Annotated in this window: 7 protein-coding genes; 6 read left to right on the forward strand and 1 reads right to left on the reverse strand. The window is 33.4% G+C overall.

From position 1 onward, the window contains the following. Positions 1-941: 941 nt before the first annotated feature. Positions 942-1,913 carry an AEC family transporter gene (locus Cyrtocomes_RS00840; protein WP_322497321.1) on the reverse strand — a complete coding sequence of 324 codons (972 nt, stop codon included), beginning with the start codon at positions 1,911-1,913 and terminating at the stop codon, positions 942-944. 424 nt (positions 1,914-2,337) lie between these two features. Between Cyrtocomes_RS00840 and Cyrtocomes_RS00845 the strand changes: the two genes are divergently transcribed. The 6 genes from Cyrtocomes_RS00845 to Cyrtocomes_RS00870 all read left to right on the forward strand — a co-directional run bounded on the left by Cyrtocomes_RS00845 (position 2,338) and on the right by Cyrtocomes_RS00870 (position 13,398). Continuing rightward, the gene (locus Cyrtocomes_RS00845; protein WP_322497322.1) at positions 2,338-2,751 is read left to right on the forward strand and encodes a carboxymuconolactone decarboxylase family protein; all 414 of its coding nucleotides are present in this window, start codon (positions 2,338-2,340) and stop codon (positions 2,749-2,751) included. Positions 2,752-2,973: 222 nt separating this feature from the next. After that, the gene (locus tag Cyrtocomes_RS00850; RefSeq protein ID WP_322497323.1) at positions 2,974-3,201 is read left to right on the forward strand and encodes a GNAT family N-acetyltransferase; all 228 of its coding nucleotides are present in this window, start codon (positions 2,974-2,976) and stop codon (positions 3,199-3,201) included. A 56-nt stretch (positions 3,202-3,257) separates the two neighbouring features. Then, positions 3,258-3,569: a TfoX/Sxy family protein gene (locus Cyrtocomes_RS00855; RefSeq protein WP_322497324.1), complete on the forward strand. Its 312-nt coding sequence runs from the start codon at positions 3,258-3,260 to the stop codon at positions 3,567-3,569. Positions 3,570-3,580: 11 nt separating this feature from the next. Further along, positions 3,581-4,276 (forward strand): cyclase family protein, encoded by a 696-nt coding sequence (locus Cyrtocomes_RS00860; protein WP_322497325.1) that lies wholly within the window; start codon positions 3,581-3,583, stop codon positions 4,274-4,276. A gap of 377 nt (positions 4,277-4,653) precedes the next feature. Beyond that, the gene (locus Cyrtocomes_RS00865) at positions 4,654-5,859 is read left to right on the forward strand and encodes a type IV secretory system conjugative DNA transfer family protein (protein WP_322497326.1); all 1,206 of its coding nucleotides are present in this window, start codon (positions 4,654-4,656) and stop codon (positions 5,857-5,859) included. A 348-nt stretch (positions 5,860-6,207) separates the two neighbouring features. Then, on the forward strand, positions 6,208-13,398 hold the full coding sequence (locus Cyrtocomes_RS00870) for an ankyrin repeat domain-containing protein (RefSeq protein WP_322497327.1): 7,191 nt from the start codon (positions 6,208-6,210) through the stop codon (positions 13,396-13,398). Positions 13,399-14,303: the final 905 nt, after the last annotated feature.

A 14,303-nucleotide genomic window follows, 5' to 3' on the forward strand; every position in this document is an offset into this window, starting at 1 on the left:
AGTTCTTTTATTAGTAATTACTGATGCTCATCGATGATGGAGAGCACGTCTACCGAGTAGTACAAACTGCAATTTGCGCTACTTCCAGTGAACTGAATAGAACCATCATGAGGGACATCGGTACAGTCTACAATTCCATATCCTAAATAATTATACATACTATGATAAAACGGCTCTCCATTATATAAATACACGTGTATATTATTCTTAATTTTATATTCCGAACCACTAAGATAAAATGGATCTTCATTGTATAAATACAGGTACATATCATCTAAGCGTTTATATGATGTATCTGGGAAACCATGTGATAGATATACCTCAATATTCGTGCAACTAGAGTCCACATTTATACATGGGCTATATGACCATACAATCCCTTTAGTTAAGATGCAGTAGAAATCACCAAACTTAACAGTGCACATTTTATTCATTTGGGCTAATAAAAGCAAGCACGGTGTCACGATATCATATTGCGGCACAAACAGCAATACGCACTTACTGTTATCATTCGGTAACAAAATATAGATGATATCTTAGATTTACCTAATCTATTGAATAGTATGGAATCTCATGCCTTAGAATAGCGTTTTTCTGTTAAATCTAGCTAAATAATGCATTAATAAGGAATTATAAGATTTTATCAAGCAAGTTTCTGCCGCCGAATGATACGCTCGCTTTTCAAATGCGATTGATGTGATTAAATACTCTATTTTATTATAAATCCTTATACTTCTTGTAATGAATTTTGCATGTAAAATTAATCCTTAGCTAGATTTAATAGAAAGACAAGGCGATATTCTAAGCCCTTAGATATGATTATGCATTCATTGTTCTTATTATTTTACAAGCACTTATTATCATTGTTCGTTCTTTAGCAATCTCTCCATATTTACTTAATAATGATTTAAAGATAGGTAACTTTTATTTTTCACAAAGCATTACACAATTACCATAGTTATAAATACAAGAGATATCGTTGCTACCACAGAGCTAAGAGCAACAGCTTTCTTGACTAATTCTTCTTCTGTAGAAAATTGTTTAGAAATCAGGTAAACCACAAATGCAGTAGGCGCGGAAGCAGATATAATCAAAGAATTAAACCAATAGCTTTCCAGATTCAGGCAGTATGCAATACAGATCGCAATGAATGGATGAATAAGGTTCTTTGCGAATACAACGCTTAGCAAATCAAACTTCAAACATTGTGCAGTAATCTTTGTTGCGCCTAAAGTTAGTCCGAATGCAAATAGAGCAATGCCAGATGCGCCACTTCCAATTTGGGATATTGCATCTACTATGGGAGTAGGTAATGTGATCTGCAGGTAATTAAGCGATGTTCCTATTATCGGCATAATGATAAGCGGAGTAGTAGTAATACTAAGGATTTTTTTGATCAATGATTTTTCTTTATGTTTTAATATATTGAGAAATATGATGAAAATGGGTTGTATAATTATAACCTGAACAATATTTCCAATAATGGCTGCGGTAGGATCTTTGAGTAAAATGGTAATGACCGGCAATGCATATATCGCAGAATTCACATAAGAAGCTGCTAAGATCTTTATGCAAATGGATATGGTTGATAAGCTCTTAATAAAAAGTGCCGTAACGATAATGGTCAAAACTCCAAACGTTAACAAATATGCTGCAATGTACCCCGTATTTAACAATGCAGATAAGTCATTTTTATAAGTGGCGGTAAACAAGTAGGATGGAACTATGATCTTGAATAATAACAATTCAAATCCATCTATTTGTATTTTGTTGACTAGTTGTTTTTTATAACAAAATACACCAAGTAGTATAACAAAAAAGATTGTTATTAATGGAGAAAATAAAGTCATATAGCTGCTCTCTATTATTTTTGTCATAGTCAATCTTCGAGAATATGAAAGAGTATCAAACATTACCGATACCCCAAAATTATTCAAGATCAGCTATACCACCTTATCAATAATTCGTTTCTATAAGTGAGCTTCAGGATTTATTCGCGTTAGCTTGAAAATATGTATCAGAATCCATTTCTATCAGAAAAATCTAGACCTTATTTTCAGACTTATCTATTGCAACAAGCCAATGTAATTTTAAGCCTAATTCAAGAATCTTTATTGGAGCTGATGCAAAACAAAGCTACAATCGATACCACTTATCGACCTTGCCTCACATTTATCGCATCCTAGTTTTTGATAAAGGCAAAATTGTAAAAGATGGAGCTTACAACGAACTCCTCGCCAAATGCGAATTGTATAAAAACCTTTGAAATGTAAAAATTATGTGATTTTATGATATAAGACATAAGAGAATTAACGATTTTAATATAGGGGATAAATTATGGATTATACGAAAATTTCAAAAGATACAATTAGCCATTTATATGCAGGATATAAGAGTTTGCATGAATCGCCTCTAGCAGCGGATTTAAAAGCACTCATAGAGCTGCGTGTATCTCAGATCAATGGTTGTGCATATTGCTGCCACCTACACACAAATGAAGCAGTAAAATTAGGGATTAACAAAGATAAAATTGACACTCTATCTAGGTTTGCTTCATCTAATTTATTTTCTGATGCTGAAAAAGAGGCTTTAAAATGGGCAGAATCTTTAACTAAGCTTGATGGAAATAAGAAGGTTCTGCATACAGAACTTTCAAAGTATTTTAGTGAAAGAGAAATTGTAGATATTACAATCTGTATTTCGTTGATGAATACTTTTAATCGCTTGGCGATAAGTATGAGAGATGATTAGACGCACTGCTGCATCTCTAATGGTAATTGAATCAATTTTCTGACACAAAAAATCAATCAAGAAACACCTCATTCCAGTTGTTTATTATGGAGAAAGAGTTATGAATGAATTTTTGTAAATTATTAGCTCATTTGGTTTTGTATCAAGGTATGGAGATTATTGGTTATACCAATATTCAGTTTTAGCCAGATCAAAGAGCGGCAATTCGTATTATTGCCATTGATGAGAATAAGCAAAATCAAAACTGGCAGCAGGTTTTTTGCCCTTATAGAAAGGTGGCTGAAAAGTTTAGGTATTAAAAGCATTCATGCTGAATCCAGGAAAAATAGTTTAACATTCTATCTCAAAAATGGCTATACAGAAATGCTATTTAATGATCCTGATGGTCATGAATCTGATCCAAACGATGTGTTTGAGCATTTTATTTATAATTGCCACAATACTAGCTAGTCACTTGATGATAATCTAGTAATGTGTTTTACGAAGAAAATTTAATCGAGTATAAGATGTCACAGAATGGTTTCATAGATTATGTAATAGATATATTAAGCCCTTTATACCAAGTTAAAGCACGTAAGCTATTTGGAGGATATGGACTTTATATTAATAATAAAATTTTTGCTATTACTGTAAAGCAGGAGTTGTATTTCAAATATAAGCATACAATATCTAAATTCTTTCCTGAATTAAATCTGGAACCTTTATCGTATGAAAAAAATGGTAAAACTATTCAAATGTCTTATTGGAAAGTACCAGCAGAAATTTTGGAAGATCAGGAATCTCTTGGCCAATTGCTTAAGGTATTGTTAGAGAATTGAGGAGGTAGTATATGATTTACAAACTTATCGACTTAACGCACACACTTAATAGCACTATCCCTACCTGGAATGGTGGGTGTGGGTTTAATCATGATGTACATATGGATTATTCTGATTTTAAAGGTGAGTATAAATTCCGTGTCATGAAAGTCAAAATGCATGCTGGGATCGGTACTCATATGGATGCGCCCAGTCATTATATTCCTGGTGGGAAATTCATTCATGATTTTGATGTAAATGATTTAATGCTGCCTTGTGTTGTGATTGATATATCTGATAAATGCCATGAGCGCTATAGCTTGAGCACACAAGATGTTGCGGATTTTGAACGCAACTTTGGCTCTATAGCTAAAGGTGCATGCGTGATGGTTCAAACTGGTTGGAGCAAATTTTGGGACGAGCCTTTGAGGTATCATAACAACCATGTATTTCCATCCGTATCCTCTGAAGCTGCAGAACTCTTAGTTGCACGAGGAGTGAGCGCCCTTGGCATTGATACACTTTCACCGGATCGCCCGGAGGATGGGTTTAAAGTTCATAAAACCTTTTTAGGTGGCGAGAAGATAATCATAGAAAATGTGGCAAATTTAGATAGTATGCCGCCTACAGGTAGCTTTGTTATGGTCCTTCCCATCAAAATCAAGGATGGTACAGAGGCGCCTGTAAGACTAGTAGGATTGACACTGAAAGAGAAGGTGCCAAATTGATAATTTAAATCAAGTTAGGCGATTCGTCTTCATGCCTGGTAAACATTTTAGGGTATACAATAGTTTTGAGCTCTTTGGGCTGCCAAAAGAGCTTAGCAAAGATGTGAATTTATTTTAGAGAGAATTTTATGTTAGAGTAGCTGGGTAAAATTTTAGATAAAGGGCTTTTTGAAGGATTCAAAACATTCCATAATCAAGTGATCCTTTGGGAAATTATTGAACAATAAAAACAAGAAAGTTTAATGAACTCATTGAAAAATAATGAGAATTTGGTACTTTTAATAGTCAGGCTAATTCTTGATTGAAATATTCTTGATCATTGTAAAGAATTATTTGTACTCTGAAATAGTATCTTTTTTTCATTAACATACGTTAAAATGCCCTACGCAAATTCAATAACACTTGGCAAAGGTAAAGATGGAATAGTATATAAAGCAAAAGGGTATCAACATATTCTATTGTTAGCGCCACATGGTTCGGGGAAAGGTGTGGCATTTGTACTTCCTACCCTCTTAACATTAGAGGAATCATGTATTGTTCATGATATAAAATTAGAAAACTACAAACTTACAAGTGGATACAGGGAATCTATTGGGCATAAGATTTTTGTTTTTAGCCCGCTAAGTTTGGAATACAAAACACACAGGTATAACCCGCTTGATTTTATTAGTGAGGATATAAAAAAACGAATAAATGATCTTCAAAAGATAGCTGATTTGTTAATTGATGCTAGTGAAACTAGTAAAATTTTATTTGTGGGTTTAGCGCTGTATCTCGTAGCTACTGATGCAAAAAAAACAATAGGTGCAATTGCTAAGATGATTAATGGTAACTTAGAACAAGAATTATCTGATGGCCTTAAAAAAATTGATGTATCAAATAATAAATATTGCGCTGAAATACTTACTGGATTTTTAAGTCAATCTCAAGAAACAAAAAAAGATGCAATTGAACATTTAAGGGCATCATTATATTTATGGACAAATCCTTTTGTAGATTATGCAACTTCTGAATCAGATTTTGATATTGCGTCATTAAAAAATAGCAAAATAACAATATATGTTGGCTTAAGCCCTACTTATATAGACAGACTAAAACCTCTAATGCGTTTATTTTACAATCATGCCTTTGAAAGATTAGTGAAATCCGCAGAATCTCTTGGGTTTTTAGAAGAAAACGGCGGTGTTACTATTATATTAGATGAATTTTGTACCTTAGGTAAGTTGAATAAATATGCATTCGCATATTTTAGGGGTTATAAGGTAAGATTACTCACTATTTCTTCGGATATTCAGCAAATTGAAGAGCTTTATGGGAAAATGGGATCATCTAGTATTATTGCTGATTGTCACTTTAAAGTGTTTTTTGCGTCCAATGATCCTAAAACAGCAGAATACATATCTTCTTTATGTATAGATAAAAATGAAGGCAAAGAATTACTATCGTGGCAACAAATTATGAGCCTGTCCCAAGACTCACAAATAATTTTACTAGATAAAGAACAGCCTATTGTATCTAAAAAAATCAAGTATTATGACGATGAAGAACTGGTAGAAAGAATAATTGATCCTGCAAAGCTTTAATTAATCAGTTTGATTTGCAACTTTAAGCTTATCCAACAAGCCAATACAATCTTGCAACACTGGAATAAAAGTACTTTGTTTATGTAATTTAGCAACAGTTTCTTCAATTTTTTATCATTTTTGTGCTGTGTAATGATAAGCTGTCTGCAATCCACTGCAATGCTGCTTATAGATACTTGACCTTGTATATTAATTTCAAGATCAGATATCACTTATACTCATATTCTACTTGATTAAAGTGATAATTTAAAAATCTCTACACCTCTATCTGGTATACAACTTTAGATTGTTTTACTATTCGAATAGTTATAGCATCAATATGTTGTTTTATATGAAGGAATTAGTTTTATGCCAAAAAGAAAAGCTAGTGCAATGGAAGATGGGCAAGGGCTATCTTTAGAGACAAAAATTAAGAAAATTAAAGAGTGTATTGTGAATAATGACAAGCATAAATTATTAGAAGGCATTCTTAGTACTATGAATGCAGGTGAAATAATGGATATTGTTACGAAAAATAATGCTCAATATACTAAGGGAAACAATAAGAGAAATGTCCCTCTAATCGGTTTGGCTATACTTAATGAGAATATTTCAGTTTTAAAGCTATTAATAAAATATTGCCCTCTCATTGTAAATCGTGAATATTCCTATGACAATAGTCAAAGAACACCATTCTCTGTTATTTTTGAGAAAGGAGTTAATGAATGGGAGGAGCTTTTTGAGTGGAGGAATTGTGAAATTAATCATACACAGAAGTTTACATATGAAGATCAGACTGTCACTTTATTACAATTTGCAGTTCTCAAAGCTAATAATAGCCTTCTTGAAAAGATAAAGGCTAGCAATAAGTTGGATGATAGGGCGATCTTTATATGTGCCGTGGGATGTAAAAATTATGATATGGCTATGGATTTATTAACCAGTGGTAAAGTATCACCAAAAGAAGATATAGAAATGTTGTCTAAGTTTGGACCACAAGCTTATATTAAGTCAACAGTTTGGTTGAGTGTGCGCGGGGTAGAAGATGATATAATCAGAGCAAATGATTTCATAAAGGCATGTTTTTTGCTACTTCGAAGCTTGAATAACAATAAGGTTTTTGAGCAGCAGGGTAAACAAGTTGCTAGTAGTATAATGCTTTCAATGAGCGATCGCTACGAGTCATTTGGTATGCTTAATGAGCAACAAGCAAAAAAAGCAGAGGAATTAGCTAGAAAACTTTTTGTAGGAGATGATAGGTGTATTGATGTGAGAGATGGGGGGAGAATAATAAATGTAAATGGACAGATGGTATCTCTAAATGAGCTAATGTTGATTAGCGGACCTATGTTGACAGAGTTTTTAGGTGAAGCTGGTGCTAATGTAGGCGAAACACTAGATAATGGCGCCAACTCTGCGCTGATGAATATACTAGAAAATATGAGTAATCAAGAAGAATTTACTATAAAAATTGTTGCAGCATTATTTGAGTTAGGGGCTAATCCTAATCATAAAGAACTTATCAAGATCGTCAAAGCAAAGTGCAAAAAAGAATTAGATTTTAAGATATTTGAGTTGTTATTGCAAAAAGTTAATGACCCAATGTTATTACTAGATGTATTAGATTTTTTAAAGCTAGAATCTCAGCGTAATTTAGATAATTGTACCAGGAATGCTATGAGGGAGTTTAGGGATAAGATAAAAAAAGTAGAGCCAGTAGTTATTGAAAAGTTAAAAGAATCAATTAATAAATCTGACCCAAGTATATTAATGAAGCTGAATACTAGGCTCATAAACGAGCATGCGTTGGTTGGATCTTTAGTAAGTAGAACAAATGAACTTCTGGGGCGATATATGGATGGTAACGAGCCTATAAATGATAATGATATCATACCATTACTGGAAGTGTTGGAACTTTATAAAAATAACAAAGATTTAGACAAATCAGGCAAATATGACAAAGCTATTCTATGGTTATTTAATAGAGCCACAACAATAACTGACCCAGGGTTGTTATATCAGATTTTTGAGAAATGTGTGTCATATAAAAACACAGTACCTGGTTATTATCATGTGTTTTTAGATAATAGATATGAAAAAGAAATAATGCACGCTATGGAGCGTGTTTATGATTTTGCAAGTCGTGGTGAATATAGTTGTTTGAGTACTATAAAGATATTGAATCATGTTGATTCTACGGAGGCGAAAGAAAGGTTCTTACAAATTGCGATTAACTCTATAGGTCGTATAAATAATGCAGAGGAGTTATATGCTTTAATTAAGGTGGCAGATGAGCTCAATATGCTAACCTCCCAGCATATAAAATTCGTTAGAGAGCTGGAAAAAAAGTTATATCTGATAGAGTTTCAAAATACAAAAGACATAATTTCATTTTATGAAATTATAGAAAAGATCCATAAGATAGATAGAGTTTTAATTGATAGTGCTCAAGATGCCCAGTCACTCAATGATAATAAGGAGCGAATCAATAGTATGAAGGACCAAATCTGTAAAAGATTTATTGATTTTTTAGATCAAAATGATTTGGAAAAATTAGTAAGAGAAATGCAGGTAATCTACCAATACAAAGAGAAATACGGTAATAAGGTATTAAATCAAGTGGTGTTGGGAGACTATAAATACGGTCACACCTCCAGGCTCAAGAGTGAAGTGTATTCAATATGTGATACTCTGAGAATGATCATGGATATAGCTGTCTTTTTGCAATCCCAAGAATTAATAGAAAAAATTATCGAAAAATATGATCAGAACGATATTTCAAATCATAACAATATATTATATCAATTTATAGGCTCGATTTGTACTGCTTCAAAATTTGGTATTAGTGATTTAAGTATTCTTAATCCTATCTTTGGAGTTGTGAGCTTTCCATTTTTGACAACTGTAGATGCACCAAATATGGCGCAAAAACAGCAAGATTTAGCGGTTTTTCAACATATTGAAACGGCACAAAACCCATTGTTGCAGGCAATTAAGGATAAGAATTTTACAACCTTTTTTAGATTTTTAGTAAAGAAATCGCTCAGCAATTATCAGGCTGGCTCTGTAATTAATGTTGGAGAATTTATGCATTATGCAGCGCAAGAACCTGCCGCTATCGCCGATATGTTAAATGTAATTATGGAGGAGGTAAAGGCTCACGGATCTAAATTGGATCTAGTATTTAAATTGAAGATCAATGATGAAGAAGTGCAATTTATAGAGTATCTTACCAATACACTGAAAGACAAGCAAGCTATAAGCTTAATTATCAAGTATTATGGTGAGCAAGTGCTTCGGCATATTGCCAGCATTGCAAAAAATAAAGAGGTATTAGATCTCTTATTGGAGCGCTTTCCTAAAAATATTGATGTGCGCGCTCATTATATGCGTTATGCAATCCAACATCAAGATATCCAAATTGTGCAGAAGCTTATTGGGATTGGTTTTGATATCAATACTGTAGTTATTTCTACGAAAATTGCTAAAGACATCACATGCAGCTTAACTGCTTTGCAGTTTGCAGCATCATGTGATGCAAGTGTAGATTTTGTTAAAAAGCTTATAGAGCTTGGGGCTGATATGAATAAATTAGCAGTACCTATTGATGTAGTCAAAGTTAATCAAGATGTATTTTCTATGCCTGGTTGGGGTGTGGGAACCACTCTATGTTTAGCAATACAGAAATCTAATATCGAGTTAGCAGAATACTTGTTAAAAACTGGTAAAGTAACAAATACATGCCTATACTTTGCGATCATGAGAAATAATGGGAACTCTATTAGCAAGAAAATTTTCTTATATGAGCAAAGGAAGCTTAATGGTAATACTGAAGCATTAGCATCATTCATAAGAGAATGCTTTAATGTAGCGGTGCGCAGTGGTAATCTGGAATTTATAGAGATGCTTGTGAATTGTGATACTAAACCAATTATATCTGTCAAGCCTAATGTAGACTCAGAAATAACTATCCTCTTACAACGAATTGATGATAAGGTCCCTAATCAAATCTCAGTTGCAGATTTTACAAAGACACTCAAGCTTTTTATTGAAAATGGAATATTTAAAATAAATGACCCAGTAACTGTTGCTGGTAGCACAATTGCACAAATTGCGGTAGAGAGCCCAACTAGAGAAGCAATCTTAAAATTTGCATTAGAAAACGGCGAAGATCCTAACTCAGTTAACCCAAAATCTAAACGTACTTTACTACATGAGGCATTAGTAAGTGGATGTAGTGATAATACTATTATGCTAATTCGGAGCAAAGGTGGTAAGCTTGGTGAGGAACTTCCAAATGGTGATAATTTCTTGCACATAGGAGCGTGCCTTAATAACTTTAATAGATTTATGCTTATCCATCCATTTGATGGTAGTACAGATAAAAAGAAGCTAAATGAAAAAAATTCAGATGGTGATACACCACTACATATTGCCGTGAAGAATGGAGCATTAGCCGCTTTAGAATTTCTTATGTCTAATTCTGCAGATCTTAATCAGCTTAATAATGAGAAGAAAACTCCGCTATTTTGTGCATGTGAAGAAACGAAAATTGCGCGCAAAGCATACAATGACGCAATGGTTGCACTAGACGAGGCAATGAGGACTAATGATCAAAGTGCCATTAGGGTCGCTAATGCACGCTTCATTGTATGCGAGAATAGATATAACTCAATGTGTGCTATTATTACGAGGATTCTCAAGGATGACCCTAAAATCAATAAAGATGGGAAAATGAATTTTGCATGTGTTAACATTTCCTTTGATAATAAGGTCACAAATTTAAGAGAGTTTTTTGACGAAAACTGTCCAAATGAGATTAAGATATTGGGGCGGCTCGATGCATATGGTGTGCCACCGCTAATTGCCGAAGATGCTAGACGCAAATTTCAGGAAGGTATTCATGAAGGCACGCAATCTGTACATTATACGGAGGTAACCCATGCAGTTCGTAGCAGCGTGCAAGGAATGCTTCAGTGTCTTCAAGAGAGTGGTATAAATCTAAAGACATTTGATGTTGATCAGAAGTATAAAGTATTTGAAAAGGTTTTAGAGGAAGTTGCTGGTCACATGGGCCGAGAATATGAAGCTCATATTAAGAAGATAGATCACTGGATAACTTTATTAAGTTGCGGTAAAATTGATGAAAAAGAGCGAAAAGAGCTTATGGAAAGCGGTCTTGTCACTAATCAAGATTCTGATGCAGAAAAAATTGAAAAATTGGAAAAAAATAGAGCCGCAGAAATGCTAAAAATAACACATACCGAAGCTGGTATGAGAAGACTTAGAGGTTCAGAAGTAATCAACTATAAAGTAACTTATGATGGAATAGAATATAGCGGCCGTACACTTTTAGCATTGCTTTATCACACTATAGATACAAAATGCACTGCTGAAGAAAAGAAGAATGCATTTGAGGGAATAATAATGGCTACAAGAGAGAAGAATGATAACAAAGTTTTTTGTCTTGAAGGCTTTATGCGCAATATTATATCCGCAGTAGCTTATATACCAAGCATAGGGGGAAAATATGTGTTTTCTCCTGATCAGATATACGTAAAAGATCGACAGATCGAATATTTAGATAATCTTGGTATTACAACTGACTTATTTCGTGAATTGATGTTTGATAAATTTTGGAGTTTGTTAGAAGAGCATGAGAGAATGTGTTTATCAGGATACTTTAGTAAAATGGATCCAGAGCAATTACCAAAAGGTGTTTATGTGTATGGTTTAGAAAAAGATAATACCAGAAGTGGTGGGTCTATATCATCTACTATAACTTCAATCTTGACGCCATTTTGTACTACAAAAGAAGATCGGGTTAAGGAATTAATTGCTAGAAGCCAGGCGCTAAGCTTTATTAGAGCCAAAATGCTTGATCAGCTTAATAAAAATGGAGAGAAATTCCAAGTGGCTTTTAAAAAACGAGAAGAAGAGATAAGATCCGAGGTTAGGACACTGATGTTGCAAAATAGTGCTACTGGCCATGATTTGGAGAAAAAAATTACGGAAACAGTAGAGGAGAGGATGAAAGAAGAGAAGATCAAAATGGAAAAAGATATTTTTAATCTTGCCAACAGATTAATAGATGATCATGTCAATATCATTGAGGGGATAGAGATAAATATAACACCACTTACAGTTATGCAGGATAATATAAAAAAATTGATTAGGGAGGGGCATATTAATTCAGAGGTGGATTTTAACAGATTATGCGCGGCAATGCTGGTGCTCTATTATAATATGTACACAACATACTACGATAGAAGTGAGGGTGTAGTATATGCAGAAAAATTAGGAACTTTTTTTGAACAAAGAGAGTATAATTTTGCCAGTAAATTACAGGTACAAAAAATTTCTAATTTAATAGAACAATTCATGTCTCAATTTGTGCAATATCACCAAGCAGTTAATGAATTATTAATAGATAAAGTAAGACCTGAATTACAAAGTGGTCTTGAGGATCTTAATAACCGTAAAGAATCGAGCAGAATTATAGAAAGAAAATCTCAAATAACAAAATATATTGAGTTTCTTGATGCTACTATGAATGAGCGGCTTATTGAATTGGATAATTTATTAAAAAATCTTCAACCGGATATTGATGGCATATCTAAGATGGATATGTATAGTATGGAGGGTGCAATTTCCAAAATTACTACCGTACTAGATAATGTATCTAAATTAGCAAATCGTATAGCTAGTGATTTAGATATATTTCGTGATGTTATTTCATTTACATTAAAAATAGATATTGACGAAATACAATCTGGGATAGAAGATGTTGTTGAATCAGTAACGCGAAAAAAAAATGCTGACGCTATATTTTTAATGATTATGAGCTCTATAAACTTAATACGTTTGCAGATGAATGTACTACCAAAAGATGAATTTTTTAGGATGTTTGATGAAGTTATATCGAATATCAAAAACGAGCTTAATGACTATATGGTCAATATAAATGGCGTTACATTGAATATTGGAGCTGAAATTATTGAGTTGGCAGATAATCTCAAATCTGCAGTTAGAGACCAAAACGACATATGCATAATGAAAGAGTTTAAATCTTCTATTGATAAATTAATTAATTTCATAGGTCGTGCTTACGGGGCTAAATCTGCTGAAGAGTTAAGGAAGATTCTAGAAGATTTTAGAGAGACATTAAAGGGTGATGATCTTAATATACCTCATGGTAATTCAGATGATTTACACAAGCAAGAAAGAGATGATGCACAGAAATCAAGAAACCAAGACCCATTTAGGACGATATCACAAATAGAATATAATGAAGATAATGATATGCAACATATACAAGAGCAGTTCCTAGCAGCGGCACCAGCAGCAGCAGCGGCAATACAATGCTCAAGCCATGATCCAAGATTCGCTCCACTTGGTGTTACAGGTACTGAAGAGCCGCGTGATTCTCAAGAGAAACCCGGTTCAACTTTTGTAAAAAAGGTAAGACCAGATGGGCAACCTTCATTAAAAAGAGTACTAAGTCGTCAAGACAGCTCTAAAGAAGAAGAGCCTGCTAGTAAGAAAAGTAGGGCGCCTTAATTGATTTATGCCAGTCAAATCTTAAATAAATACCCTCTTAATAATGGGTTGTGAATCATTGCTTGCGCCTTTCTGAGCTGGTAGTGATTCACACGCTAGGGTTAAAGCCTCGTGTGAAACTAAAATTAAGGGTTACTAGATCTCATTGTCAGATGGCCGCTGAATCCTAAATCTCCACATAGAAACATTCGTGTGGCGTTTAGAAGAAGGGTTTTTAGTTAATCGAGCTAGGCATGTTCCTTAGATTCGAGTTTTTAGCTTCTATCAAGCAGCTTTATCTACTAATAGCTGTTTTATTTGAGGCGGCGTAGATGAACATGTAATAATATCGCGCCTATGCTAGTTCAGCTTAAATCATTATATATGCTTAATTCTCTTTGGTATTATTTTGTTATAACTGTAATTGCCATCTGTAGCTATAATTCTGATATTATGATGCTTTACTTGTAGTTCGTTTGCAGATCCAGCGGATCTATTTTCTATATAATGCTGAAGCAGTATAAAATTATTACATAAAAAGTAATTTTATTAAACTTAAACTTAAACTTAAACTTAAACTAATGATCATTAAAGTATTTGCAAGGTTAATGCTATTTAATAACGCTTTAGCTATAATGTGCAACAATCTTATCTCTATTCTTATCAAGCCAATTTTGCCAGTCTTTTTTTGAATATATGTATATAGCTTTCTAAAATAGAAATATATAATTTGCTCTCAGCTTCCTTTTACACAGTTATTCCATCTGTGTATTATTTGAATATTCATTAGACCTCTTGCGACACTGTTATGGTATTGAGCAGAAGTGTAAGATATAGTAAGTCTGAAAAGAGAGTAAAATGAAAGGAATTAGAAGGAGAGAAGTTGATTAATCGGTGTTAAAAAAGCTACGTTTTATAGAACTTCA

The organism is Candidatus Cyrtobacter comes, assembly GCF_034470605.1.
GTDB classification, from domain to species: domain Bacteria; phylum Pseudomonadota; class Alphaproteobacteria; order Rickettsiales; family Midichloriaceae; genus Cyrtobacter; species Cyrtobacter comes.

What these genes read in the sequence shown, in the direction of transcription:
- Cyrtocomes_RS00840 (WP_322497321.1), bottom strand. Translation starts at nt 1,913, where the DNA reads ATGTTTGATACTCTTTCATATTCTCGAAGATTGACTATGACAAAAATA.
- Cyrtocomes_RS00845 (WP_322497322.1), top strand. Translation starts at nt 2,338, where the DNA reads ATGGATTATACGAAAATTTCAAAAGATACAATTAGCCATTTATATGCA.
- Cyrtocomes_RS00850 (WP_322497323.1), top strand. Translation starts at nt 2,974, where the DNA reads ATGAGAATAAGCAAAATCAAAACTGGCAGCAGGTTTTTTGCCCTTATA.
- Cyrtocomes_RS00855 (WP_322497324.1), top strand. Translation starts at nt 3,258, where the DNA reads ATGTCACAGAATGGTTTCATAGATTATGTAATAGATATATTAAGCCCT.
- Cyrtocomes_RS00860 (WP_322497325.1), top strand. Translation starts at nt 3,581, where the DNA reads ATGATTTACAAACTTATCGACTTAACGCACACACTTAATAGCACTATC.
- Cyrtocomes_RS00865 (WP_322497326.1), top strand. Translation starts at nt 4,654, where the DNA reads ATGCCCTACGCAAATTCAATAACACTTGGCAAAGGTAAAGATGGAATA.
- Cyrtocomes_RS00870 (WP_322497327.1), top strand. Translation starts at nt 6,208, where the DNA reads ATGCCAAAAAGAAAAGCTAGTGCAATGGAAGATGGGCAAGGGCTATCT.